General features: G+C 60.0%; 22 protein-coding genes and 1 riboswitch. Of the genes, 16 read left to right on the top strand and 6 right to left on the bottom strand.

Annotation, left to right across the window (positions count from 1 at the left end; translation table 11 throughout):
- Positions 1 to 36 precede the first annotated feature (36 nt).
- From ACEN8R_RS21770 to ACEN8R_RS21760, 3 genes are read left to right on the top strand one after another with little or no spacing between them, the layout of a single operon-like run.
- Complete coding sequence (locus ACEN8R_RS21770) at positions 37 to 1,011, top strand: glycosyltransferase family protein (protein WP_018928540.1); 975 nt, start codon at positions 37 to 39, stop codon at positions 1,009 to 1,011.
- 3 nt (positions 1,012 to 1,014) lie between these two features.
- Positions 1,015 to 1,719 carry a hypothetical protein gene (locus ACEN8R_RS21765; protein ID WP_495624359.1) on the top strand — a complete coding sequence of 235 codons (705 nt, stop codon included), beginning with the start codon at positions 1,015 to 1,017 and terminating at the stop codon, positions 1,717 to 1,719.
- Positions 1,720 to 1,771: 52 nt separating this feature from the next.
- The gene (locus tag ACEN8R_RS21760) at positions 1,772 to 2,578 is read left to right on the top strand and encodes a hypothetical protein (RefSeq protein ID WP_018928538.1); all 807 of its coding nucleotides are present in this window, start codon (positions 1,772 to 1,774) and stop codon (positions 2,576 to 2,578) included.
- 10 nt (positions 2,579 to 2,588) lie between these two features.
- Here the strand turns inward: ACEN8R_RS21760 and ACEN8R_RS21755 are convergent, their stop codons facing one another.
- The 4 genes from ACEN8R_RS21755 to ACEN8R_RS21740 form a co-directional block, all read right to left on the bottom strand.
- Positions 2,589 to 3,554 (bottom strand): hypothetical protein, encoded by a 966-nt coding sequence (locus ACEN8R_RS21755; RefSeq protein WP_018928537.1) that lies wholly within the window; start codon positions 3,552 to 3,554, stop codon positions 2,589 to 2,591.
- Positions 3,555 to 3,586: 32 nt separating this feature from the next.
- On the bottom strand, positions 3,587 to 4,399 hold the full coding sequence (locus ACEN8R_RS21750; protein WP_018928536.1) for an aldo/keto reductase: 813 nt from the start codon (positions 4,397 to 4,399) through the stop codon (positions 3,587 to 3,589).
- Positions 4,396 to 5,571, bottom strand: a complete 1,176-nt coding sequence (locus ACEN8R_RS21745) for an NAD(P)/FAD-dependent oxidoreductase (RefSeq protein WP_018928535.1) — start codon at positions 5,569 to 5,571, stop codon at positions 4,396 to 4,398. The genes ACEN8R_RS21750 and ACEN8R_RS21745 overlap by 4 nt, the downstream gene beginning before the upstream one ends.
- A 139-nt stretch (positions 5,572 to 5,710) precedes the next feature.
- The gene (locus ACEN8R_RS21740) at positions 5,711 to 6,043 is read right to left on the bottom strand and encodes a DMT family transporter (RefSeq protein WP_007939639.1); all 333 of its coding nucleotides are present in this window, start codon (positions 6,041 to 6,043) and stop codon (positions 5,711 to 5,713) included.
- A gap of 103 nt (positions 6,044 to 6,146) precedes the next feature.
- On the opposite strand from ACEN8R_RS21740, the gene ACEN8R_RS21735 reads away from it, so the two are divergent.
- Both ACEN8R_RS21735 and waaA read left to right on the top strand, forming a co-directional pair.
- Entirely contained in the window at positions 6,147 to 7,037 is an 891-nt protein-coding gene (locus ACEN8R_RS21735; RefSeq protein ID WP_018928534.1) for a LysR family transcriptional regulator, read from the top strand.
- Positions 7,038 to 7,059: 22 nt separating this feature from the next.
- Positions 7,060 to 8,337 (top strand): lipid IV(A) 3-deoxy-D-manno-octulosonic acid transferase, encoded by a 1,278-nt coding sequence (gene waaA, locus ACEN8R_RS21730; RefSeq protein WP_018928533.1) that lies wholly within the window; start codon positions 7,060 to 7,062, stop codon positions 8,335 to 8,337.
- Positions 8,338 to 8,403: 66 nt separating this feature from the next.
- Here the strand turns inward: waaA and ACEN8R_RS21725 are convergent, their stop codons facing one another.
- On the bottom strand, positions 8,404 to 9,837 hold the full coding sequence (locus ACEN8R_RS21725) for a TolC family outer membrane protein (RefSeq protein ID WP_018928532.1): 1,434 nt from the start codon (positions 9,835 to 9,837) through the stop codon (positions 8,404 to 8,406).
- Between the two features lie 193 nt (positions 9,838 to 10,030).
- Positions 10,031 to 10,136: riboswitch (TPP riboswitch) on the top strand.
- Positions 10,137 to 10,302: 166 nt separating this feature from the next.
- Here ACEN8R_RS21725 and thiC point away from each other — a divergent pair.
- Together thiC and cytX are read left to right on the top strand one after the other, a co-directional pair.
- Entirely contained in the window at positions 10,303 to 12,192 is a 1,890-nt protein-coding gene (thiC, locus tag ACEN8R_RS21720) for a phosphomethylpyrimidine synthase ThiC (RefSeq protein ID WP_018928531.1), read from the top strand.
- Between the two features lie 213 nt (positions 12,193 to 12,405).
- Positions 12,406 to 13,698 (top strand): putative hydroxymethylpyrimidine transporter CytX, encoded by a 1,293-nt coding sequence (cytX, locus tag ACEN8R_RS21715; protein WP_018928530.1) that lies wholly within the window; start codon positions 12,406 to 12,408, stop codon positions 13,696 to 13,698.
- Here cytX and ACEN8R_RS21710 read toward each other — a convergent pair.
- Positions 13,667 to 14,413 carry an RsiV family protein gene (locus ACEN8R_RS21710; protein ID WP_018928529.1) on the bottom strand — a complete coding sequence of 249 codons (747 nt, stop codon included), beginning with the start codon at positions 14,411 to 14,413 and terminating at the stop codon, positions 13,667 to 13,669. The two genes, cytX and ACEN8R_RS21710, sit on opposite strands and share 32 nt — an antisense overlap.
- 229 nt (positions 14,414 to 14,642) lie before the next feature.
- On the opposite strand from ACEN8R_RS21710, the gene ACEN8R_RS21705 reads away from it, so the two are divergent.
- The 9 genes from ACEN8R_RS21705 (at position 14,643) to ACEN8R_RS21665 (ending at position 24,012) form a co-directional block, all read left to right on the top strand.
- Entirely contained in the window at positions 14,643 to 15,260 is a 618-nt protein-coding gene (locus ACEN8R_RS21705) for an NUDIX domain-containing protein (RefSeq protein ID WP_018928528.1), read from the top strand.
- Positions 15,251 to 15,703 (top strand): DUF1249 domain-containing protein, encoded by a 453-nt coding sequence (locus ACEN8R_RS21700; protein WP_007939629.1) that lies wholly within the window; start codon positions 15,251 to 15,253, stop codon positions 15,701 to 15,703. The genes ACEN8R_RS21705 and ACEN8R_RS21700 overlap by 10 nt, the downstream gene beginning before the upstream one ends.
- 111 nt (positions 15,704 to 15,814) lie before the next feature.
- Positions 15,815 to 16,630, top strand: a complete 816-nt coding sequence (gene cpdA / locus ACEN8R_RS21695) for a 3',5'-cyclic-AMP phosphodiesterase (protein WP_026286607.1) — start codon at positions 15,815 to 15,817, stop codon at positions 16,628 to 16,630.
- 151 nt (positions 16,631 to 16,781) lie between these two features.
- Positions 16,782 to 17,390, top strand: a complete 609-nt coding sequence (locus ACEN8R_RS21690) for a YqiA/YcfP family alpha/beta fold hydrolase (RefSeq protein ID WP_018928525.1) — start codon at positions 16,782 to 16,784, stop codon at positions 17,388 to 17,390.
- 42 nt (positions 17,391 to 17,432) lie between these two features.
- Positions 17,433 to 19,340, top strand: a complete 1,908-nt coding sequence (gene parE, locus ACEN8R_RS21685) for a DNA topoisomerase IV subunit B (RefSeq protein WP_018928524.1) — start codon at positions 17,433 to 17,435, stop codon at positions 19,338 to 19,340.
- Positions 19,340 to 20,329 (top strand): esterase-like activity of phytase family protein, encoded by a 990-nt coding sequence (locus ACEN8R_RS21680; protein WP_018928523.1) that lies wholly within the window; start codon positions 19,340 to 19,342, stop codon positions 20,327 to 20,329. Before parE ends, ACEN8R_RS21680 begins: the two co-directional genes overlap by 1 nt.
- The gene (locus ACEN8R_RS21675) at positions 20,326 to 20,847 is read left to right on the top strand and encodes a retropepsin-like aspartic protease family protein (RefSeq protein ID WP_018928522.1); all 522 of its coding nucleotides are present in this window, start codon (positions 20,326 to 20,328) and stop codon (positions 20,845 to 20,847) included. Before ACEN8R_RS21680 ends, ACEN8R_RS21675 begins: the two co-directional genes overlap by 4 nt.
- Before the next feature lie 10 nt (positions 20,848 to 20,857).
- The gene (gene parC, locus ACEN8R_RS21670; protein WP_018928521.1) at positions 20,858 to 23,122 is read left to right on the top strand and encodes a DNA topoisomerase IV subunit A; all 2,265 of its coding nucleotides are present in this window, start codon (positions 20,858 to 20,860) and stop codon (positions 23,120 to 23,122) included.
- A 176-nt stretch (positions 23,123 to 23,298) separates the two neighbouring features.
- Entirely contained in the window at positions 23,299 to 24,012 is a 714-nt protein-coding gene (locus ACEN8R_RS21665; protein WP_305410941.1) for a PqiC family protein, read from the top strand.
- The last annotated feature ends 9 nt before the right edge of the window (positions 24,013 to 24,021 follow it).

The raw sequence follows: 24,021 nt of genomic DNA, 5'->3' as shown, positions 1-24,021 counted from the left end.
CGCGCTTACCTGTTGTTGTCTTGTGGTAATTATTTTATGAAAGTCATGCTCCTGGTGATGGATGAGCAGCGTGTCATATTGGACCGCTTGTATGAAATCGTGCAGCAGAACTGCGCCGATTGTGTTGTCTATCGCCTGAGCAAACTGCAACAGATGAAACTCGGCCCGTTTCTGGCTTCGGTCAATTATCAGAACTTTGACCGGGTCGTGATTTTCTCCAGAGTCAAACGCCTCGCGCCGCAGGTCAGTGTTCTAAAATGTATTCCCGGGTTGATCTTTCTCGAACATGACGCCTATCAGAACTACATGCCCAACAGTAAGTACCTGAAAGTCTATTCGCGTCTGTATCGCCGTCTCCCAAGCTCTCGCGTACTGGTTTCTGGCGCTGTTGTTGCGCGCAGGATGCAAGCTGAAAATATTGATGCAGTGTTCGTTTCAAAAGGATATGACGAGCAGATGCTGCATAACATGGACGGTGTTCGAGACATTCCGATCGGTTTTCTGGGCAGTCTGAAAAGTACCGAATATGCGCAGCGCAAGGCAGTCCTTGAATCGCTGGCTCGGCGTACCGGCATGTTGGTAACCCGGACCCAGTCAGGCGCCGAATATCTGGAAACACTCAATCGCATCAAGATTTTTGTCAGTGCCGATATAGGCATGGGCGAATTCATGATCAAGAACTTTGAAGCCATGGCCTGTGGTTGTGTACTGCTGGCCTGGAGTCAAGGTGAAGAAGATGAGTTGTTGGGCTTTCAGGATATGCACAACACCGTGTTCTATCGCTCCGAAGAGGAGGCAGTGGAAAAACTCAAGCTGTTGGAGAGTGACCCTGCGTTAGCGTCTCGTATCGCCAGTAACGGGCAGGCGTTCGCTGAGAGCCAGTATTCCTTTGCACGTGTGGGACGTACCCTCGCTGTTGAAATCCAGCGTGAAATGCGTCCATGGCGACCGCCTTCGGCATTCACTCGCCTGTGGGTCAAGTTACGTCATGGGATGAAGGTTGCGGAGTAGCTCATGGAAGGTCAGAAGCCTCAAACCTGTGAACAATTGGCGCTGGATGCGATGCCTGGTGGGCACCAGTCCGTTATGGATGGACTGCCGCAGGAGCTGAAAGACTGTCTGAGCTCAGCCGCTCGCGTTGTGCTTATAGCTAATAATCCGGCTATTACGTCGGCCGATTTCCAGGCGCTGAATATTGGCATCGATGACGTCGTGGTCAGCTTCAATACCTGTGTTAAAGCAGCATTGCTTGGCCCGCAGAGCGTGAATGTATTCGTGCATGGTTTCAATGCGCCGGACGCCTACTTCTTCGGCCTTCCCTATGGAGCTGAAGTGCAGCGACTTTTCCAACACGCTGGCGAGCGTTGCTTCACGATGCTGGTGGGAAGTACGCAGGCGATGTGCCCTCTGCCGCGAGTAGCTCTTTTTTGGGAGCGTATTCCGTTACCGGCGCTGTGGAACTACCCGGTCGATCGACCGGGAGGCAAACGTTATGTTGGACCTTCCACCGGCTTCAATGCGCTGGTGTTGTTCGATTGGCTGCGCAGCCACACCGGTTATACCTATCAACTGATGACGCTGGGTTTTTCCAACGAGGCAGGGAAGCTCTGGAGCGGGCATGCCTGGGACTATGAGCGGGACTGGTTGCAAAGGTCGGACGTCATTGTCGTGCCTCTGCAGCGTCGTCGTTGGTGGCAAGTATTGTTTCGTCGCAAATGACGCCAGCAGGGCGCCGAAAAGCGGGCTCGTTTTCTTTCAGGGGTGTTGTCGAGTGTTAAATGTTGCGGTGGCTTTTTTTGGTATCCCAAGAAATTCGGAAATCTGCTTTCCCTCCATTCAAGAAAACGTTCTTGCGCAGTTGCCCCCGAACAGCAACGTAAAATGCTTTTATCATCTGTATAAAGTCGACGAAGTCCAGAACGCGCGCTCAGGCGAAAGGGGGGAGCTGAAGGCGGATAACTATAAGGCCTTCGAGGTTATGACGGGCCAGCTCACTTCAACGGAAGGTGTTCTTGAGCGTTGGAACTTTGAACAAGTCAAGGCACTCGGCGATACCTGGGCTGACGAGTACGCATCACTTCGGAACCTGATTTATCAGCTGAATTCGCTGCACACAGTCACCGCCATGATGGAGTCCTTCAATCCTGATTTCGTAGTATTCGTTCGTCCGGACAATTTCTATCACACACCGCTTCCCGCCTATGTGTTCGATCACCCTGAAGCCAGGCGATTGAATAGCTATATCCCTGATTGGCAGTGGTGGGGGGGGCTGAACGATCGTTTTGCCATTTGTGGGCGTGATACCTATATGGCTTATGGGAAAAGGATCGAGCACATCTTCGACTTCTGCAAGGCGACAGGAAGGCAGTTACATTCCGAACGACTGCTCAAATACGTATTGCAACAGGCAGGAGCCCGGATTTGCACCATGGATACCAAGGCTTCCCGTGTTCGTATCACCGGTGCATTTGCAGATGAATCGTTCTCTCCCAAGCGCGGCATGGGCAAGCGGGAGAATCGCTACTTTCATTTGTTTGCGCAGTTCCGCACGTTCATGGACAAGCAACGATCAAGCTAAGCGCAAGCCATTATTTACTCAGTGTTCCCCGCATCAGCTTCACCAGTCGGAGAGCCTTCACGCTCAGTTGCTTCAACCCTGGTCGCTGAGCTTTCGGTACTCCCAGCCCTTGTTGTGCTATCCAGTCCTTCCAGCGAATACGTTCTTCATGGACCACCCAACCTTGTTGGATAGCGAAGCTCTCCGCCAGATACAGTCCACGGGTACTGGCCGGTAAAAGCTTGTCGCGCTTGAGCGTATACAGCTCGGGGACGGGCACCCCATCATCAAGTGGCATCAGGTACAAATCGGGACGTTTACGATCGAGCCGGGCCACCAGTTGATCGCCCTCCAGCCGCTCGTCGACATGGAACAGGCTCAGGGATTTGGCTTCCTTGGGCACGTCCAGGCGCAAATCGTAGATCAATTGCAGCGAGGCTGTCGGCAAGTGCACGTAGGCCCGGGGACGTTCGATCAGCGGCATGTTCGCGCAGCGCACCGGCCGCGCCGAGCCGGAGAGTGGTGTCAGGCGAAACGGCAGGGCTTCGCGGTAGTGCAGGGCAGCCGAGTAGGGCGCTGGCAGCCAGGTTTCGTTGAAGCGCCCGCTGAGCCAGCCCTCCGGGGTTTCCAGCAGGCACTCTTCGGCAATTTCCTGGGTCGCCGTGTGCAGCGGCAGGTTCAGCTCATGGGCCGGCACGTAGCCGGAGATCAGCTTGAGCACCACGTCGCCGCGATCCTGCCGACGCTGACGCACCAACACCCAGTAATCGCGATTCTGCCAATGCAGGGTCAGGCGCACCGAGACCCCAAGGTTCGCCAGCTCCAGGGCAAACCGCTCGCTGTCGGCCACCGTCACCGGACGGCGGCGTTGCAGGGTCTGGGAAAAATTCAACGGCATCCCGACGCTCTGATAACTCAAACCTTCGGGTGTGGCTTCGACGAACAGCGGCAGGGTCTTGAAGTTGCTCGGGTTCTTTCTGATCAGCGTACGCGGCATGTCGGCTCCTGCTTAAGGCCGCGTGGGCGGCATCAATGGCTACGAAGGACCTGGGCAACGGTCGCGACGTTATGGGCGAGGTGCAGCGGATTGATGGTCCCGACAATAGCACTGGCCACCCCCGGGTGTTCAAACAACAATTCGAAGCTGGCACGCACCGGATCAACGCCCGGGCTCAGGCACACATGGCCGCTGGCCAGGGCCTTTTTGACCAGGATCGCTTTGCCGTGAGCAGCAGCATAGTCAATGACTGGCTTCTCGTTCTGTTCGTTCAGATTGTAGGTGACCATTGCGCAATCACCTTGTTCCAGAGCCTTCAAGCCGCCTTCGACGGTTTTACCGGAAAAACCGAAACCGCGAATCTTGCCTTCGCGCTTGAGCTCGGCAAGGGTCGCATAGACCTCACTGTCGTTGAGGATCGCCAGGTCGTTGCCGTCGGAATGCACCAGCACCAGATCGATAAAGTCCGTTTCCAGGCGTTGCAGGCTGCGCTCCACCGAGAACCGGGTATGCGCGGCGCTGAAATCATGGCGGGACTGACCGTCGGCGAACTCTTCACCGACCTTGCTGACGATTACCCAGTCCTGACGCTGACCACGCAGCAACGGGCCGAGACGCTCTTCGCTGCGGCCATAGGCCGGGGCGGTGTCGATCAGGTTGATGCCCAGGTCGCGCGCGAGTTTGAGCAGCATGCGGGCTTCGTCGTCGCCGGGGATCTGAAAGCCGTTGGGGTATTTCACCCCTTGATCGCGGCCAAGTTTCACTGTGCCCAGGCCCAGGGGCGATACCAGCAGGCCGGTGCTGCCCAGCGGACGATGCAGGTCATGCAGGGTCGGTTGGCTCATGGCAGCAGCTGCTCCCAAGCAGGGACGCCCATCGGCGGTTTCGGCAGTTCCGGCAGCGGGGCCGGATGGCTCGGCTGAATACCGTCGCGTTGCAGTGTGGCGAAGACGCGGTCGGCGAAGTCCGGTGCCAGGGCCAGTTTGGTCGGCCAGCCCACCAGCAGCCGATTCTGCTCGGCGAGGAAGGCGTTGTCCGGGCGGGTCAAGCCCGATTGCAGCGGCTCGGCGCGTTCGACCCGCAAGGTCGCCCACTGTGCGGTGCTCAGGTCGATCCACGGCAGAAGTTGGCCCAGTTCTTTCTGGGCGGCGGCAATTTGCGCGGCTGGCTCGCGGGCCACGCCTTCGGCTTCGGCGATGTCGCCGCCCACGTACCAGACCCACTGGCCATCGGCGGCCGGGTGAGTGGTCACGGTGACGCGTGGCTTCGGCCCGCCGCCCAGACAGTGGGCGTACAGCGGTTTGAGGCTCGGGCCTTTGACGATGATCATGTGCAGGGGGCGGCGCTGCATGGCCGGTTGGCTCAGGCCCAGCGCGGTCAGCAGGTCAGCGGTGCCGGCACCGGCACTGAGAACGATGCGCTGGGCGCGGATTTCGCGTTCGTCGACTTTCAAACCGACCAGTTCACCATTCTCCAGCAGCGGTTCGATGTGCTGACCGGCCAGCAGGCCGTCGCCAGCCAGGTCGGCCAGGCGCTGGATCAGGCTCGGCACGTCGACCACCAGTTCCGTCAGGCGATAGACCTTGCCCTTGAAGCGCTTGTCTTGCAGCGCCGGCGGCAATTGATCGCCTTTGACCTGATCGACCCGCCCGCGCACGGCTTTGCTGGCGAAAAAGCTGGTGAGGTTGCCAGCGAGGGTGCCGGGGGACCAGAGGTAATGGGCATCGGACAATACGCGCACGCCGGACAGGTCCAGTTCGCCGTCGCCGGCCAGTGCTTCACGCCAGCGACGCGGCATGTCGGCAATGGCTTCCGAGGCGCCGGTCAGGGCGCCGTGCAACGCGTATTTGGCACCGCCGTGGATGATGCCCTGGGACTTCAGGCTTTGCCCGCCACCGAGGCTGGCGTTTTCCACCAGCACGGTCGAGAAACCCTGGCGGCGCAGGCGTGCATTCAGCCAGAGGCCGGCGACACCAGCGCCGACAATCAGAACGTCGGTGGAAATAACGGATGGCATGCAGCGACCTCAGTGTTCAAGACGAGGGCGCAGTATACAGACTCGATGCGCAGGAGATTTGTTGGTGATCAATAGAGCGGATGCAAAACCTGTGGGAGCGGCGGTGCGGTGCTCCCACAGTAAGATAGTGCTTCGGGTTTTAATGTCCCGCGGTCTTGGAGAACAGCTGAATAACCACGACGCCCAGCACAATCAGCGCCATCCCCAGCATTGCCGGCACATCCAGTTTCTGCCCGTAGATAAACAGCGCCGCGACGCTGACCATCACGATGCCCATGCCGGCCCACACCGCGTAGGCCACGCCGACCGGAACGCTGCGCACCACCAGGGTCAGCATCCCGAAAGCAATGCCGTAACCGACGATGACCAGCAGCAGCGGCAGTGGCGTGCTGATACCCTTGACCGCTTTCATCGAAACGGTGGCGATCACTTCGGCGCAGATGGCAATGGCGAGGTAGTAGTAAGCGGTCATGGGTCAATCCTCGTATGAAGTGTTACTTTCTGAGGTCGGCATTCTAGAGATCCGCCAGATGCGGTAAAGTCATTACCTATCTGTTCTGGAGATGGGTTGAGCCATGAATATGCAATGGAGTCTGGAACAGCTGCACTTGTTTGTCAGTGTCGCGGAACAACGTTCCTTTTCCGCGGTGGCGCGGGATCAGCGCAAGGCGCAGTCGGCGGTCAGCAGTTCGATTGCGCTGCTGGAAGAAGACCTGGGCGTCAGCCTGTTCGATCGCAGCAGTGGTCGCCAGCCGAAACTCACCGAAGCCGGCACCGCGCTGCTTGAAGAGGCGCGGGAAGTGCTGCGCCAGTGTGAGCGCCTCAACGGCCGGGCACTGGCGATGATGCGCGGTCAGGAAGCGAGTTTGCGGGTGGCTCAGGACGAGGCAATGCCTTATCAGGCAGTGGTTGAAAGCTTCGAAGCCCTGGCCGAACAATTTCCCAGCCTCGAAGTGCAACTGACCAGCGCTGCCCAGGGTGATGTCGCGCGCAAACTGGTGGAGCGTCGGGCCGACCTGGGCTTGCTGTTTTATCACGAGCAGATTCCCGAAGCCCTTGAGCGCCGAGTGCTGGGCAGCGTTGAAATGGTCACGGTGTGCGGCGTGGGGCATCCATTGGCGCAGCAGACGCAGGTCAATTGCCAGCAACTGGCGCAGCATCGACAGCTGCTGATGTCCACGCAGTCCAGCGTCTATCCCGGCAGTGAACCAGCCAGCCCGCAGGTCTGGCGGGCCGACAGTTTCTATGTGATGGCCGAATGGGTGATGCGCGGCCTCGGCTGGGCCTGGTTGCCGCGCCACGTGGTGCAGTACCCGGCGTATCAGAATCTGATGGTCGAACTGACCAGCGAATGGACGCCGCCGGCATTGATTGTGGAGCTGGTCTGGCGCCGCGACGAGCCCCTCGGCCCGGCAGCCCGTTGGCTGGCGGAACGTTTTGCCGTGCACTTGCAGGCGATTGGCTAAAAAACCGATAAACTCCGCCGCCATGAATAGAACCCTCTACACCGCGCTGTTTTACCTGGGGCTGCCATTGGTAGCGATTCGGCTTTGGCTGCGGGCGCGCAAGGCGCCGGCGTACGCCAAACGCATTGGCGAGCGTTTCTCCCTCGCGCTACCGGCGATGAAGCCGGACGGCCTTTGGGTGCACGCGGTGTCGGTAGGCGAAAGCATCGCCGCGGCGCCGATGATCCGTGCCTTGCTGCAGCGATATCCGACGCTGCCGATCACCGTCACCTGCATGACCCCGACCGGGTCTGAGCGCATCCAGGCGCTGTTTGCCAACGAGCCGCGCATCCAGCACTGCTATTTGCCTTATGACTTGCCTTGCGCTGCGGCGCGATTCCTTGATCGGGTCCGGCCGAAACTGGCAGTGATCATGGAAACCGAACTCTGGCCCAACCATATCCATCAGTGCGCCAAGCGTGGAATTCCCGTGGCCCTGGCTAATGCGCGACTGTCTGAGCGCTCGGCCAAAGGTTATGGCCGCTTCCATAAACTGACCCGGCCGATGCTCGCCGAGATGAGCCTGTTCGCAGTGCAGACCGAAGCCGAGGCGCAGCGTTTCCGCGATTTGGGCGCGCGCCCGGAAACGGTTGAAGTGACCGGTTCGATCAAGTTCGACCTGACTATCGATCCGCAACTGCTGCAGCGTGCTGCCGAGCTGCGCGGGCAATGGCAGGCGCAGGATCGCCCGGTGTGGATCGCCGCGAGCACCCATGAAGGTGAAGACGAAGTGGTGCTCGATGCCCATCGTCGGCTGTTGGCCAATCATCCCGATGCCTTGTTGATTCTGGTACCGCGTCATCCGGAGCGCTTCAACCCGGTGTTTGAGTTGTGCCGGCAAAAAGGTTTCACCACGGTGCGGCGTTCGACGGGCGAGCCGGTGACCGCAGATACTTCGGTGTTGCTGGGCGACACCATGGGCGAGTTGCTGTTTCTTTACGCCTTGGCCGACAGCGCTTTCGTCGGCGGCAGCCTGGTGCCCAATGGTGGCCATAACCTGCTGGAACCGGCGGCCTTGGCCAAACCGGTGCTCAGTGGGCCGCACCTGTTCAACTTCCTCGAAATCGCCGCGCAGTTGCGCAGCGCTGGGGCGCTGGCCGAGGTCGATGATGCTGAAGGTCTGGCACTGGCGGTGCAGCGGCTGTTCGAACTGCCGCGCGATGCACAGCGGATGGCGGAGGCGGGGCTGAAGGTAATGCGCACCAATCAGGGTGCGTTGCAGCGGTTGCTGGACGGGTTGGGCAGGTTGATCGAGCGGTAGACCGAGTCGCGCGAACAAAAAAGATCGTCCGAACGCGGCCCGAGCCTTCGGACGATCTTTTGCTGTTTAAGGCCTCGCTTTCAACTGCTCCGCCGCAGCCTTCGCCAGATCTGGTGGCAAGAAGTCCTTGTCCGGGTTGTAGTCGGCTTTGAGATAACGGGTCAGGTCCTGCAAGTCCCCCGGGTTCAAGGTGCCGGCGGCCTGCTTCAGGCGCAGGTTGTCGAGGATGTAGTCGTAGCGCGTGTTGTTGTAGTTGCGCACCGAGGTGTACAGCTGACGCTGGGCATCGAGCACGTCGACGATGTTGCGCGTCCCCACCTGATAACCGATTTCGGTCGCTTCCACCGCGCTCTGGTTGGAAATGATCGACTGTCGACGTGCCTGCACCTGCTCGACGTCGGTGTTCACGGCGCGGTGCAGGTTACGGGTGTTTTCCACGACCTGGCGACGCAGGGCTTCGCGTTGTTGTTCCGTTTGATCCAGCCGTGAATAAGACTCACGCACCTGGGAGCTGGTGAGCCCGCCGCTGTAGATCGGGATGCTCAATTGCAGGCCGACGGTGCGTTGTTCCACATCGCCACCGTAATGCACGCCGGTCGGGCTCGGGTTGGTAAAACCGAGGGCGTCGTTGTCACCTTTCCTGTATTGCGCGACCGCATCCAGGGTGGGGGCATGCCCGGCCTTGCGCTGCTTGAGGGTTTCTTCGGCGGCGCTCACCGCGTAGTTGCTGGCCAGCAGATTGAGGTTCTGCTTGGCGGCGGTGTCGACCCAAGCCTTGGCGTCGTTCGGTGCCGGCGGCAGAATCGGCAAGGTGTGGACGATGCCCTGGATCGAGTTGTACTGGCGGTTGGTCAGGGTGATCAGCGCTTCGAACGCGTCATCCACCTGACGCTGGGCGACAATCCGGTTGGCCCGCGCGGTGTCGTAACTGGCCTGGGATTGCAGCACATCGGTCTTGTCCGACAGGCCGACGTCGAAGCGCTCGTTGGACTGGTCGAGCTGGCGTTTGAAGGCTGCTTCTTCGGCCTTGGTCGAGGCCAGGTTGTCCTGGCTGCGCAGTACGTTGAAGTAGCTTTCGGCGCTTTGCAGGATCAAGTTTTGTTCAGTGGCCGAGAGTTGCAAGGCGGCCTGTTCGTTGACGTCCTTGGCGGCCTGGAACTGGAACCAGCGGTCGGCGCGGAAAATCGGTTGCGACAAGGTCGCCTGATACACCGTGCCGCTGCGGTTCGAGGTCACCGATGGTTGATCGAGCGCGGTGCGGGTGTCGTTCATGTTGGCACCGGCCGACAGGTTGGGCAGCAACCCGGCGCGGGCCTGGGGCACGACTTCCTTCTGGGCGCCGTACTGGGCGCGGGCGGCGGCGATATCGGCGTTGTTGTCCACCGCTTCTTGATAGACGCTGACCAGGTCGGTCTTGGTCGATAAGGGCGCTTCTGCTGCCCAGGCCATTCCATTGGACGCACAAGACACGGCAAGGGCCAGTGAGAGTTTGCGCAGCATGAGGCCATCCCTAAAAAATTATGCTGATAATTTGAACGCCAAGGCTACGGCGCGGCGCCCTGCAGCGTCAAGGCGCGGCACGGCGTAGCGAGTGTAGATGCACGCAGGCATCGCAACAATCCGCTGATTGCGCCATTCATCATGGTGTTTACCGTGGTGTTGGCGTTCTTTGCCGGTTATGTCTAGACTGGCCGGGTTCTTGTCGGGGTGCCTTGCTATGAGGCTGAGATCGAATAATTTCGGATCCCGTTGAACCTGATCAGGTTAGCGCCTGCGTAGGGAACAAGATTTCTCGTCACCCGGCGAGTCCTCTTGTGCTTCGTCCGGGATGTTGTTCGACAATCGAACACCCCTCGAGCATCGAGCACAGCACCTGCTGGAATTTCCAGCGCCCGTGCGTCCATTCGTTTACAGGTTCGCTCCGACAAAAATCCACCGCCTGGATGTGTGTCTGGAGAGCCCGTGATGACTACAAAATCAAAAAGCGCAACCAACCTGAGTGACTCGGCCAAGGTCGATCAGCAATCGGTTCAGCCGTTTACCCGCTCGCAAAAAATCTATGTTCAGGGCACACGCCCCGACATCCTCGTGCCGATGCGCGAAATCAGCCTGGATGTGACCCCGACTGACTTCGGCGGCGAAATCAACGCGCCAGTGGTGGTATATGACACCTCGGGCCCGTACACCGACCCCAATGTCACCATCGATGTGCGCAAAGGCCTGGGCGATGTGCGGTCGCCGTGGATCGAATCCCGTGGCGACACCGAGCGCCTGTCCGGCCTGAGCTCCAACTTCGGCCAGGAACGCCTCGCCGATCCGGAGCTGACCAAGCTGCGTTTCGCCCACGTCAACAACCCGCGTCGCGCCAAGCCGGGTGCCAACGTCAGCCAGATGCACTACGCCCGTAAAGGCATCATCACCGCCGAGATGGAATACGTCGCCATCCGCGAAAACATGAAGCTCGAAGTGGCCCGCGCCGCCGGCCTGCTGGACCAGCAACACGCCGGCCACAGCTTCGGCGCCAGCGTGCCGAAAATCATCACCCCGGAATTCGTCCGTGAAGAGATCGCCCGCGGTCGCGCGATCATTCCGGCCAACATCAACCACACCGAACTGGAACCGATGATCATCGGCCGTAACTTCCTGGTGAAGATCAACGGCAACATCGGCAACAGTGCCTTGGGTTCGTCCATCGAAGAAGAAGTGGCGAAACTGACCTGGGGCATTCGCTGGGGTTCGGACACGGTCATGGACCTGTCCACCGGCAAGCACATTCACGAAACCCGCGAATGGATTATCCGTAACTCGCCGGTGCCGATCGGTACCGTGCCGATCTATCAGGCACTGGAGAAGGTCAATGGCGTCGCCGAAGACCTGACCTGGGAGTTGTTCCGCGACACACTGATCGAACAGGCCGAGCAGGGCGTCGACTACTTCACCATCCACGCCGGCGTGTTGCTGCGCTACGTGCCGCTGACTGCCAAGCGCGTGACCGGCATCGTCTCCCGTGGCGGTTCGATCATGGCCAAGTGGTGCCTGGCGCACCACAAGGAAAACTTCCTCTACACCCATTTCGAAGACATCTGCGAAATCATGAAGGCCTACGACGTCAGCTTCTCGCTGGGCGATGGCCTGCGTCCGGGCTCGATTGCCGACGCCAACGACGAAGCGCAATTCGGTGAGCTGGAAACCCTCGGCGAGCTGACCAAAATCGCCTGGAAGCATGACGTGCAGTGCATGATCGAAGGCCCGGGCCACGTGCCGATGCAGTTGATCAAAGAGAACATGGACAAGCAGCTGGAGTGCTGCGACGAGGCGCCGTTCTACACCCTCGGCCCACTGACCACTGACATCGCCCCAGGCTACGACCACATCACTTCCGGTATCGGTGCGGCGATGATCGGCTGGTTCGGTTGCGCCATGCTCTGCTACGTGACGCCGAAGGAGCACTTGGGCCTGCCGAACAAGGATGACGTGAAGACCGGGATCATCACCTACAAGATCGCCGCTCACGCCGCCGACCTGGCCAAAGGGCATCCGGGGGCACAGATTCGCGACAACGCCTTGAGCAAGGCGCGTTTCGAATTCCGTTGGGAAGACCAGTTCAACCTGGGCCTCGATCCAGACACCGCGCGCTCGTACCACGATGAAACCCTGCCGAAGGATTCGGCCAAGGTCGCGCATTTTTGCTCCATGTGCGGGCCGAAATTCTGCTCGATGAAGATCACCCAGGAAGTCCGTGAATATGCGGCCAACCAGCGGATCGAAACCGTCGATGCCGAAGTCGCCAAGGGACTGGCGGAACAGGCTGAGCGGTTCAAGCAGGAAGGCAGTCAGCTGTACAAGAAGGTTTGATCTGACCGGCGCACTCGGGTGCGCCGCTTACCCTTGTGGCGAGGGAGCTTGCTCCCGCTCGGCTGCGAAGCAGTCGTAAAATCGGTAATCGCAACCTGACTGTCAGACCGCGGTGACTTGTTTTGGGTCTGCTTCGCAGACCAGCGGGAGCAAGCTCCCTCGCCACAAAGGGTGGTCAACACCACAACACATGTTCCTCTGAGATAACACCCTTTGAGCATTCAACCCAGCACTTACTCCCCGGACATCGCCGTGCCGACCGACAAGCGCGTCTTCGGCGGTCGGGATCTGTTTTCCCTGTGGTTCTCCCTCGGCATCGGCCTGATGGTATTGCAGACCGGCGCGCTGCTCGCGCCAGGTCTGGGCCTGTCCGGTTCATTGCTGGCGATTTTTCTCGGCACGCTGGTCGGCGTGCTGTTGCTGGCCGCTGTCGGCGTGATCGGCAGTGACACCGGCCTGTCATCGATGGCCGCGCTCAAACTCAGCCTCGGTGCAAAAGGCGCGAGCCTTCCGGCGGTGCTGAACCTGCTGCAACTGATCGGTTGGGGTTCGTTCGAAATCATCGTGATGCGCGACGCCGCCAGCCTGCTCGGTGCCCGTGCATTCAGCGAAGGCAGCCTGTGGTCGAACCCATTGCTGTGGACGCTGTTCTTCGGTGCACTGGCCACCTTGCTGGCGGTCAGCGGTCCGCTGACCTTCGTACGCAAGATCCTGCGCAAGTGGGGCATCTGGCTGTTGCTGGCCGCGTGCATCTGGCTGACCTGGAACCTGTTCGCCAAGGCCGACCTGGCGGCGTTGTGGGCGCAGGCCGGTGATGGTTCGATGCCGTTCGCCGTGGGCTTCGACATTGCGATCGCGATGCCGCTGTCCTGGCTGCCGCTGATTGCCGACTACTCGCGCTTCGGCAAGCGTGCGAAGAATGTGTTCGGCGGTACGGCGCTGGGTTTCTTTATCGGTAACTTCTGGCTGATGAGCCTGGGCGTGGCGTACACCCTGGCGTTTGCGCCGAGCGGTGAAGTGAATGCCTTGCTGCTGGCGCTGGCCGGTGCGGGCCTGGGGATTCCGTTGCTGCTGATTCTGTTGGATGAATCAGAAAATGCCTTTGCCGATATTCATTCGGCGGCGGTGTCCAGCGGGATTCTGTTGCGCTTGAAAGTCGAGCATCTGGCCTTGGCCATCGGCGTGATCTGCACGCTGATCGCATGCCTGGCGCCATTGGCCCAGTACCAGAATTTCCTGCTGTTGATCGGTTCGGTGTTTGCGCCGCTGTTCGGCGTGGTGCTGGTGGATCACTTCATCCTGCGCAAACGTAGTGCCCGTGTGGCATCGGCTGCCTTGCGCTGGCCGGCGTTGCTCGCCTGGCTGGGCGGGGTGAGCACCTATCACTTGCTGGCCAATCTCTATCCGGACATCGGCGCAACCCTGCCGTCGCTGGTACTGGCAGGGCTGCTGCAACTGGTGCTTGGTCGAGCCTTCAGCTACGGCCGGGAAACAGCTCAGGCTTGAGAATGCCGTTCAGGCGTGGGTAGGGGATCTTCAGTTCGACGTGGCCCAATGCGTAAGGCGCAAGGGTGCTCACTTCGTACTTGAGGATCACCCCGCCGTACGTCAACGCTACGTTCTGGGTTTTCACGAAGGGCCAGCTCTTGACGAACTCTGGCTCCTGATCGAGTTTGGTGCTGATCAGCCAGCTGTTGTGCGCCACCTGGGCCGCTTTCCAGAACGCTTCTTCCTGCCCCGGAATCACCATATCCGACAGCGTCAGCACTTTATGCTGCTGACGCGAGTAGTTGATGAAACCGCGGCCCGGCGTGCCATGCGCACCGCCATTGTCCAGATAGCTGGACAATTCAATGATCACCAAGCCGTCATGCTGCTCACGTACCTTGGCTTGCAAGTAGCTGCTGTAGCGCGGCTCGGCACTGCTCAAAAATTGCTCGCGATACGCCGCCAGTGTCGGCGCTACAGGGGCGTCGGGTGAGGTGCGGGTCATTTGCAGCAAACGTTTTTCGATGATGCCGTCAAGCGCAGGCTCAGCCGGGAAGTGCAGCGTATCGATGTTCACCAGCGGGCAGTCAGGGTTGGCGCAACCCGGTTTCAGCTGTTCGGAAGCGTCGCGGGTGGTTTCCAGCGGCGCCCGGTAATTGGGCTGGAAAAGACTCTGGCACGCACCCAGGGTCAGGGCGATGGCGGCCACGGAGGCGATCTTGAAAAGCGACATGGGCGTCCTTAATGAAACAGGGGAAGGCGAAAAGTTACCCGCTTCGACTCTCAACGAGGCAGTCAGTTCGCCACTAAGCTAATTAGAGTTGGTTTCGCCCTCACCGTCTATCCCGCTGACTGTAAAGGGGCTGCATCAAACATCGCGGGCGCGTTAGGATGGCGCGAAGTCGAGGTTGCAAGTAACCAAAAGGAGCCTCGTAACGGATTTGCAGTAAACGAGGATTGTCATGACTGATTTTGCCAACGCCATTCCGACCGCCGTTGATATCGTTCGGCGCGAAAAGTGCTACGAGGGCTTCTACAAGCTCGACCGCGTGCACTTGCGCCACGAATTGTTTGACGGTGGCATGAGTCGCGAGATCAATCGTGAAGTGTTCTTGCGCCACGATGCGGTGTGTGTGCTGCCTTATGATCCACTGCGCGACGAAGTGGTGCTGATCGAGCAGTTTCGCGTCGGCGCCATGGGCAAGACCGACAATCCGTGGCTGATCGAACTGGTCGCCGGTCTGATCGACAAGGATGAAATACCGGAAGAAGTTGCTCACCGCGAAGCGCAGGAGGAAGCTGGACTTGTATTCGGGGCGCTCTGGCCGATGACCAAATATTTTCCATCGCCGGGTGGCAGTAACGAGTTTGTGCACTTGTACCTGGGGCGTTGTGACAGTGCCGGGGTTGGCGGCCTGCATGGGCTGGAGGAAGAGGCTGAAGATATTCGCGTCACGGTCTGGGCTTTCGAAGATGCCCTGCAAGCCGTGCGTGACGGACGTATTGCCAACGCAGCGAGCATCATTGCCTTGCAGTGGTTGGCTTTGAACCGCGTGGAAGTGAGGGGGTTATGGTCGTAAACAAGCTGCGCGATCGCTATCGGGTTGATCTCGTGGGGCTGCAAGCTTCCTGCGAGGCCAACTACGCGCGCCTGATGCGACTGTTGCCGGACATGCGCAACGATCCGGCGGCCCGGCGCATTGCCGTGACCCAGGGTGACCAGATGCTGGGCGTGCTGGCCCTGGAAGTGCTGCAAGCCTGTCCATACACCACCACCCTGCAAGTGCGTCAGGAACACAGCCTGCCCTGGTTGCCGGTGCCGCAACTGGAAGTGCAGGTGTATCACGACGCGCGCATGGCTGAAGTTATCAGTGCCGAACATGCACGACGCTTTCGCGGCATCTATCCTTACCCGAACGCCGCGATGCATCAGCCGGACGAAAAGGCTCAACTCAATCTGTTCCTGGGGGAATGGCTGAGTCATTGCCTGGCTTGCGGACACGAGTACGCCGTTGTGCGCTAAGAGTGCTGTGTAGTTGTGAACTGCTTCCGGTTCACAGGTTTCCTCTTTTGATCGTCCCCCAGCATAATTGCGGCACTTTCCAATCCCGTGATCACGCCCTGGGAGAACGCCTTGCCGAGCGTATCCACTTTGACCACCGCCGATCCGGCGTTGCTGGTGCAACTCTCCGACAGTCATCTGTTTGCCGAGGCGGACGCGACGTTGCTGGGCATGAATACCCGCGACAGCCTGCAACAGGTGATTGAGTTGGTATTGAAGCAGCAACCGCAGATCGATCTGATGATTGCCACTGGCGATCTGTCCCAGGACGGGACGCTGGAGTCGTACCAGCTGTTTCGCGACCTGACCCGGCAGATCGATGCCCCGGCGCGCTGGATCCCCGGTAATCACGACGAGCCGCGGATCATGGCCGAGGCGGCGGTGCACAGTGCATTGCTGGAGTCGGTGGTGGACATCGGCAACTGGCGGGTGACGTTGCTCGATTCGGCGGTGCCGGGTTCAGTACCGGGGTATTTGCAGGATGAGCAGTTGCAATTGCTAGTGCGCTCGTTGAGCGAGGCGCCGCAGCGGCATCATCTGGTGTGTTTCCATCATCATCCGGTGTCGATCGGGTGTGCGTGGATGGAGCCCATTGGATTGCGCAATCCAGAGGCGTTGTTCGCGGTGCTGGATCGATTTGCGCAGGTGCGTGCGGTGCTTTGGGGGCATGTTCATCAGGAGATTGATCAAGTGCGCAACGGTGTTCGCCTGATTGCATCGCCCTCGACCTGCATCCAGTTCGAGCCGGGCAGCGACGATTTCAAGGTGAGTGAGCAAGCGCCGGGGTATCGGTGGTTGCGGCTGTTGCCCGATGGTCAGCTTGAAACTGGCGTTGAGCGCGTGACCGGGTTCGATTTCCAGATTGATTACGGCTCCAACGGCTACTGATTTCTTTGTCATTTTCAAAGACCGAGGCGTGGCCATCGCGAGCTTGCCCGCGATGGCATTCGCTCAGGCGACATGAATCCCACGCATGTCCCCGATTCCCCCCGAGTCCCTGTAAACTCCGCCTTCTTTACCCGACGCACAGGGAGCTCAAATGTCTGGTTCGATCCTTTATATCCATGGTTTCAACAGCGCGCCGGCGTCGAAAAAGGCCTGTCAGTTGATGAATGTGATGGAGCGGCTGGGCTTGAGCGATCAGTTGCGTGTACCGGCCCTGCATCACCATCCCCGCGAGGCCATCGCTCAGCTGGAACAGGCGATTGTGGAGCTGGGGCGGCCACTGCTGGTCGGCAGCTCACTCGGCGGCTACTATGCGACTCACTTGGCCGAGCGCCATGGCTTGAAAGCCCTGTTGATCAACCCTGCCGTCAGCCCACACCGGATGTTCGACGGGTTTCTGGGGACGCAGAAAAACCTGTATACCGATGAGACCTGGGAAATGACCCACGACCACGTGACGGCCCTGGCCGAGCTGGAAGTGCCGGCGCCCCAGGATCCGCAACGGTTTCAGGTATGGTTGCAAACTGGCGATGAAACACTGGACTATCGCCTCGCCCAGCAATATTACCGGGCCTGTGCCTTGCGCATTCAGGCCGGCGGCGACCATAGTTTCCAGGGTTTTGCCGCGCAACTGCCGGCAATATTGAGTTTTGCCGGCATCGGCGCAGATTTGTATCAGGCGATCGATTTCACAGCACTGTGATCATTGCCCCCTATTTTCACTGAACACTGACGACGAGACCCCATGGCCACTCCCAGCGCTAGCTCTTATAACGCAGACGCCATCGAAGTCCTCTCGGGCCTCGACCCGGTGCGCAAACGCCCCGGCATGTACACCGACACCAGTCGGCCGAACCACCTCGCCCAGGAAGTCATCGACAACAGCGTCGACGAAGCCTTGGCCGGGCACGCGACGTCGGTGCAGGTCATCCTGCACGCCGATCACTCCCTGGAAGTCAGCGATGACGGCCGTGGCATGCCGGTGGACATTCACCCGGAAGAAGGTGTTTCGGGCGTCGAGCTGATCCTCACCAAACTCCATGCGGGCGGCAAGTTTTCCAACAAGAACTACCAGTTCTCCGGCGGTTTGCACGGGGTGGGTATTTCCGTGGTCAATGCCTTGTCGACCGAAGTCCGGGTGCGTGTAAAACGCGACGGCAACGAATACCAGATGACCTTCGCCGACGGTTACAAGAAAACCGAGCTGGAAGTAGTCGGCACCGTCGGCAAGCGCAATACCGGCACCAGCGTGTTTTTCGCACCAGACCCGAAGTATTTCGATTCACCGAAATTCTCCATCAGCCGCCTCAAGCACGTGCTCAAGGCCAAGGCCGTTCTGTGCCCGGGGTTGCTGGTCAGTTTTGAAGACAAGGCCACCGGCGAGAAAGTCGAATGGCATTACGAAGACGGCTTGCGCTCCTACCTGGTAGACGCGGTCAGCGAATTTGAACGCCTGCCTGACGAGCCGTTCTGCGGCAGCCTGGCCGGTAACAAGGAAGCCGTCGATTGGGCGTTGCTGTGGTTGCCCGAGGGCGGCGACAGCGTTCAGGAAAGCTACGTCAACCTGATCCCGACAGCCCAGGGCGGTACTCACGTCAACGGTCTGCGTCAGGGCTTGCTCGACGCCATGCGCGAGTTCTGCGAGTTCCGCAGCCTGTTGCCGCGTGGTGTGAAGCTGGCGCCGGAAGACGTCTGGGAACGTATCGCTTTCGTCCTGTCGATGAAGATGCAGGAACCGCAATTCTCCGGCCAGACCAAGGAGCGCCTGTCCTCCCGTGAAGCGGCCGCCTTCGTTTCCGGCGTGGTCAAGGATGCTTTCAGCCTGTGGCTCAACGCCAACCCGGAAACCGGCATGTTGCTGGCCGAACTGGCGATCAACAACGCCGGCCGTCGTCTGAAGGCCAGCAAGAAGGTCGAGCGCAAACGCATTACCCAAGGGCCTGCATTGCCGGGCAAGCTCGCCGACTGCGCCGGGCAGGACCCGATGCGTTCCGAGTTGTTCCTGGTGGAAGGTGATTCCGCCGGTGGTTCGGCCAAGCAAGCGCGGGACAAAGAGTTTCAGGCGATCCTGCCATTGCGCGGCAAGATCCTGAACACCTGGGAAGTCGACGGCAGCGAAGTGCTGGCCAGCCAGGAGGTGCACAACATCGCCGTGGCGATTGGTGTCGACCCGGGCGCGGCGGACATGAGCCAGTTGCGTTACGGCAAGATCTGCATCCTCGCCGACGCCGACTCCGACGGTCTGCACATCGCCACCTTGCTCTGCGCCTTGTTCGTCCAGCATTTCCGCCCACTGGTGGAGGCTGGTCACGTCTACGTCGCCATGCCGCCGCTGTACCGTATCGACCTGGGCAAAGAGATCTACTACGCCCTCGACGAGGCCGAGCGCGACGGCATCCTCGATCGCCTGGTGGCCGAGAAGAAACGCGGCAAGCCGCAGGTCACCCGATTCAAGGGCCTGGGTGAAATGAACCCGCCACAGTTGCGCGAAACCACCATGGACCCGAACACGCGGCGTCTGGTGCAACTGACGCTGGGTGAAGATTTCGCCGAGACCTCGGAAATGATGGACATGCTGCTGGCGAAAAAACGCGCGGGCGATCGCAAGACTTGGCTGGAATCCAAAGGCAACCTGGCCGAGGTTCTGGGCTGATGCGCTTTGGCTGGGCCCTGGCGTGCGCGTTGCTGCTGACTTCGGTAACGATTTGCGCGGAACCCGCGCCAGAGCTGCGCCTGTTGTCCGAACATGCCGTCGACGGCATGCGCGGCGGCAATCTGTCGGGGCTGGCCCAGTGTGGCAAGGAGCTGTGGACCGTTTCGGATCGCGACGATGATCAAATCTATCGCCTCGACACCCGCAACCCCACCTGGCAAGCCGAAACCGTGCACATTGACGTACCCCTGGTGCCCGACACCGGTTTGCCTTGGGGCTTGCGTGCGCGGACTTGGGCGGCATCGTTCGTGCGGGGCGGGGATCTGGATTTCGAAGGCATCACCTGTGACAGCGCGGGCAATCGTTATATCGTCAGCGAAGGCCACGCCGCGGTGTTGCAAGTACCGCCAACCGGGCCTGCGTCCTGGCTGAAAATCTCGCCGATGCTGGTGCGCGAAGCGCGGGCGAGCGGCATGTTGTTGCACTTCAATGCGTTGTTCGAAGGCCTGGCGATCAATCCGGCCGGTGACACGCTGTGGCTGGCCGCCGAACGTGAGCGCCGCGGTTTGCTGCTGATCAAGCGCCAGCAAACAGTCTGGGACTGCGACGGTAGCTGTGTGCTGCTGAGTGAAGGCGGGGTGGAAATGCAGCCAGCGCAATTTCCCCACGCCAGAGCGCGCCCTCGGGATTTTGCTGATCTGTCATTGTTCGACGGCAAGCTGTTTACCCTTGAGCGCAACGCCTTTCAGATCTGTCGCCGTGATGCGGTGACAACCAAGGTCGAGCGCTGCTGGTCGTTTGCCGCCGAGGCCTTGCAGGAAAACCGTCGTTATTCACAGCCCTTTGGGCTGGCGGAAGCGCTGATCATCGACGCTGACGGTGCCTGGATCGGTATCGACAACAACAACGGTGCGCGCGCCGACGGTGAAGTACGGCCGATTGTCTGGCGCTTTGCCGCGCCTGAAGGTGGCTGGAGTGCCAAGCCATGAGTCAGCAACCGCCGGGCAAACGCGCCGGTCGGGTGTTGATGGTGCTGGCCTGGGGCGCCGCGCTGTTTCTGGCAACGCGGTTCTTCGGTCAATGGGAGGAGCGTCAACAGAATCCCAACACCGTCGTCAGCTCTGAGCAGGGCCAGGGTTTTATCGAGGTGAAGCTGATCGGTAACAGCCAGGGGCATTTTGTCGCCACCGGCCAGATCAACGGCCAGCCCGTGGAGTTCATGCTCGATACCGGCGCAACCGATGTGTCGATCCCGGCCGAAATGGCTGAACGATTGAAACTGGAAAAAGGCTTCGGGGTGACCCTGAGCACGGCCAATGGCTTGAGTGAGGGTTATCGGACCCGCCTCGACCGGCTGCAACTGGGCGCCATCGTGCTGCGTGACGTTCGCGCGCTGGTGGCGCCCGGTTTGCACGGCAATCAAGTGCTGCTCGGCATGAGCGCACTGAACAAACTTGAATTTACCCAGCGCGGTGGCACCATGCTGCTGCGCCAGACCACGAAATAATGAGGCCCGCATGAGCGACTCCCTTGATCTCAGCCTGGACGGTGTAGAACGCCGGTCACTGGCTGACTTCACCGAAAATGCCTACCTCAACTACTCCATGTACGTGATCATGGACCGTGCCTTGCCGCATATCGGCGACGGCCTGAAACCGGTACAGCGACGCATCGTCTATGCGATGAGCGAGTTGGGGCTGGACGCCGATTCCAAGCACAAGAAGTCGGCGCGTACCGTCGGTGACGTGCTCGGTAAATTCCACCCCCACGGCGACTCGGCGTGCTACGAAGCCATGGTGCTGATGGCCCAGCCGTTCAGCTACCGCTACACGCTGGTCGACGGCCAGGGTAACTGGGGTGCGCCGGATGATCCCAAGTCCTTCGCGGCCATGCGTTACACCGAAGCGCGGCTGTCGCGTTATTCCGAAGTGCTGCTCAGCGAACTGGGCCAGGGCACGGCGGACTGGGGCCCGAACTTCGACGGCACCCTGGAAGAACCTCTGGTGTTGCCGGCCCGTTTGCCGAACATCCTGCTCAACGGCACCACCGGTATCGCCGTGGGCATGGCCACCGACGTCCCGCCGCATAACCTGCGCGAAGTCGCGACCGCTTGCGTGCGCTTGCTGGATGAACCGAAAGCCACGGTCGAGCAGCTCTGCGAACACATTCAGGGCCCGGATTATCCGACCGAAGCGGAAATCATCACGCCGCGCGCCGACCTGCTGAAAATCTACGAAACCGGTCGCGGTTCGGTGCGCATGCGCGCTGTTTACCACGTCGAAGACGGCGACATCGTCGTGACGGCGCTGCCGCACCAGGTCTCTGGTGCCAAAGTGCTGGAGCAGATTGCCGCGATGATGCAGGCCAAACCGTCGAAAGCCCCGCAGATCGCGGACTTGCGCGACGAGTCGGACCACGAGAACCCTTGTCGCATCGTGATTATTCCGGTGAACAGCCGGGTCGATCACGAAGCGCTGATGCAGCACCTGTTCGCGACCACCGAGCTGGAATCCAGCTACCGGGTCAACATCAATATCATTGGCCTCGACGGCAAGCCGCAGCTCAAGAACCTGCGTGCACTGCTGGTGGAATGGCTGGAATTCCGCGTGCGGACCGTGCGTCGACGCCTGCAATTCCGTCTGGACAAGGTCGAGCGTCGCCTGCACCTGTTGGACGGCTTGCTGATTGCCTACCTCAACCTGGATGAAGTGATCCACATCATCCGTACCGAGGAGCATCCGAAGGCCAGTCTGATCGAGCGTTTCGCCCTGAGCGAGATCCAGGCCGATTACATTCTCGACACCCGTTTGCGTCAGTTGGCGCGACTGGAAGAAATGAAGCTGCGTGCCGAGCAGGACGAACTGCTCAAGGAGCAGGCCAAGCTGCAAGCCCTGCTGGGCAGCGAAGCCAAACTGAAGAAACTGGTACGCAGCGAGCTGATCAAAGACGCCGAAACCTATGGCGACGACCGTCGTTCGCCAATCGTCGAGCGTGCCGAAGCCAAGGCGATGACCGAGCACGATCTGCTGCCGAACGAGAAAGTGACGGTCGTGTTGTCGGAAAAAGGCTGGGTTCGCTCCGCCAAAGGTCACGACATCGATGCTACCGGACTGTCCTACAAGGCTGGGGATGGCTTCAAGACCTCGGCGGCCGGGCGTTCCAACCAGTTTGCCGTGTTTATCGACTCCACCGGCCGCAGTTATTCGGTTGCAACCCACACACTGCCGTCGGCCCGTGGCCAGGGTGAACCGCTGACCGGCCGTCTGACGCCGCCACCAGGGGCGAGCTTCGAATGCGTGCTGATGCCTGAAGACGATGCGCTGTACGTGATCGCATCCGACGCCGGTTACGGTTTCGTGGTCAAGGGCGAAGACCTGCAAGCCAAGAACAAGGCGGGCAAGGCCCTGTTGAGCCTGCCGAACAACGCCAAGGTCATCCTGCCGCGTCCGGTGGCCGACCGTGAACACAACTGGCTGGCCTCGGTGACCACCGAGGGTCGCCTGCTGATCTTCAAAATCAGCGATCTGCCACAATTAGGTAAAGGTAAAGGGAATAAGATCATCGGGATTCCCGGTGAGCGTGTTGCCAGTCGCGAAGAATATGTCACGGACATCGCTGTTTTGCCGGAGGGCGCCACTTTGGTGCTGCAGGCCGGCAAACGTACCTTGTCACTGAAGGCGGACGACCTTGAACACTATAAAGGTGAGCGTGGGCGTCGCGGTAACAAACTGCCACGGGGCTTCCAGAGGGTGGATGCGCTGTTCGTCGAAAACCTCAATTAAGCGTCCTAGAGCGCTCGATCTACGATTTGACGCGTAGATCGACGCTTTGGCGCTGGAGTCGGAACGCATATTCACGGATGATATGGCCTTTCAAGCGCCGGCGTAGCCGAGTGTTCTTCATATTTTTTGAGTATTTTCACTGTGGTGAGCCTTGTGGCAGCCACCTGGATGGGACGATGACTGCTCTGCGCCTTCCTTTTATTTTGATGCTCGCTGGCGTTCTTGGCCTGGCGGGTTGCAGCGTGCACCAGCCGGTGTCGCTGTATCAGCTGGACAGCGGAAGTCCGGCTCAGCCTGCGCAAAGCGCGGGCATGGCGGTATTGTTGGGCCCGGTAACGGTTGCTGATTACCTGCAACGCGAAACCTTGTTGCAGCGTCAGCCGGATGGCAGTCTTCAAGCATCGGCCGACGGTCGTTGGGCGGGCAGCCTGTCGTCGGACATCGATCAGCTGTTGCTGCGTCAGGTCGCTGGTCATCTGGACAGCCAACGCGTTGTCCTGGCACCTGCGACAGTGGGCTTCACGCCGGATGTTCAGGTTCTGCTGACCATCACCCGTCTGGACTCGGGTGTGTCGCAACCGGCGATCCTGGACGCGCAATGGCGCCTGATCGATCGTCGTGGTCAGGTGCGTGATAACCGCATCATTCATCTGCAGGAGCAGCACTCCGGCGGCACGGCGTCCCAGGTTCAGGCCCAGGGTGTGTTGCTGCAGCGTCTGGCCGAGCAACTGTCCACAGCGCTCAAGCCACTGGCCAACCAGCCACCGATCGCTGAAGCACCGCGCAAGCCGGCTGCCAAACCGGTAGCACCTGCAGCAGAGCCGGAGAAACAGCCAAAGATCCCGATGGCCTCGCCGATTCGTACGGATATGGAAGTGTTCAGGTTCTGAGCCTGGATT

Source organism: Pseudomonas sp. Pseusp15, from assembly GCF_059492165.1.
The sequence above is the reverse complement of the archived record's forward strand: the minus strand, read 5'-3'. Positions and strand labels throughout refer to the sequence as shown.

What these genes read in the sequence shown, in the direction of transcription:
- ACEN8R_RS21735 (WP_018928534.1), top strand. Translation starts at nt 6,147, where the DNA reads ATGAATATGCAATGGAGTCTGGAACAGCTGCACTTGTTTGTCAGTGTC.
- ACEN8R_RS21725 (WP_018928532.1), bottom strand. Translation starts at nt 9,837, where the DNA reads ATGCTGCGCAAACTCTCACTGGCCCTTGCCGTGTCTTGTGCGTCCAAT.
- ACEN8R_RS21710 (WP_018928529.1), bottom strand. Translation starts at nt 14,413, where the DNA reads ATGTCGCTTTTCAAGATCGCCTCCGTGGCCGCCATCGCCCTGACCCTG.
- ACEN8R_RS21745 (WP_018928535.1), bottom strand. Translation starts at nt 5,571, where the DNA reads ATGCCATCCGTTATTTCCACCGACGTTCTGATTGTCGGCGCTGGTGTC.
- waaA (WP_018928533.1), top strand. Translation starts at nt 7,060, where the DNA reads ATGAATAGAACCCTCTACACCGCGCTGTTTTACCTGGGGCTGCCATTG.
- ACEN8R_RS21700 (WP_007939629.1), top strand. Translation starts at nt 15,251, where the DNA reads ATGGTCGTAAACAAGCTGCGCGATCGCTATCGGGTTGATCTCGTGGGG.
- ACEN8R_RS21705 (WP_018928528.1), top strand. Translation starts at nt 14,643, where the DNA reads ATGACTGATTTTGCCAACGCCATTCCGACCGCCGTTGATATCGTTCGG.
- parC (WP_018928521.1), top strand. Translation starts at nt 20,858, where the DNA reads ATGAGCGACTCCCTTGATCTCAGCCTGGACGGTGTAGAACGCCGGTCA.
- ACEN8R_RS21755 (WP_018928537.1), bottom strand. Translation starts at nt 3,554, where the DNA reads ATGCCGCGTACGCTGATCAGAAAGAACCCGAGCAACTTCAAGACCCTG.
- ACEN8R_RS21680 (WP_018928523.1), top strand. Translation starts at nt 19,340, where the DNA reads ATGCGCTTTGGCTGGGCCCTGGCGTGCGCGTTGCTGCTGACTTCGGTA.
- ACEN8R_RS21770 (WP_018928540.1), top strand. Translation starts at nt 37, where the DNA reads ATGAAAGTCATGCTCCTGGTGATGGATGAGCAGCGTGTCATATTGGAC.
- ACEN8R_RS21750 (WP_018928536.1), bottom strand. Translation starts at nt 4,399, where the DNA reads ATGAGCCAACCGACCCTGCATGACCTGCATCGTCCGCTGGGCAGCACC.
- ACEN8R_RS21675 (WP_018928522.1), top strand. Translation starts at nt 20,326, where the DNA reads ATGAGTCAGCAACCGCCGGGCAAACGCGCCGGTCGGGTGTTGATGGTG.
- ACEN8R_RS21665 (WP_305410941.1), top strand. Translation starts at nt 23,299, where the DNA reads ATGACTGCTCTGCGCCTTCCTTTTATTTTGATGCTCGCTGGCGTTCTT.
- thiC (WP_018928531.1), top strand. Translation starts at nt 10,303, where the DNA reads ATGACTACAAAATCAAAAAGCGCAACCAACCTGAGTGACTCGGCCAAG.
- parE (WP_018928524.1), top strand. Translation starts at nt 17,433, where the DNA reads ATGGCCACTCCCAGCGCTAGCTCTTATAACGCAGACGCCATCGAAGTC.
- ACEN8R_RS21690 (WP_018928525.1), top strand. Translation starts at nt 16,782, where the DNA reads ATGTCTGGTTCGATCCTTTATATCCATGGTTTCAACAGCGCGCCGGCG.
- ACEN8R_RS21740 (WP_007939639.1), bottom strand. Translation starts at nt 6,043, where the DNA reads ATGACCGCTTACTACTACCTCGCCATTGCCATCTGCGCCGAAGTGATC.
- ACEN8R_RS21765 (WP_495624359.1), top strand. Translation starts at nt 1,015, where the DNA reads ATGGAAGGTCAGAAGCCTCAAACCTGTGAACAATTGGCGCTGGATGCG.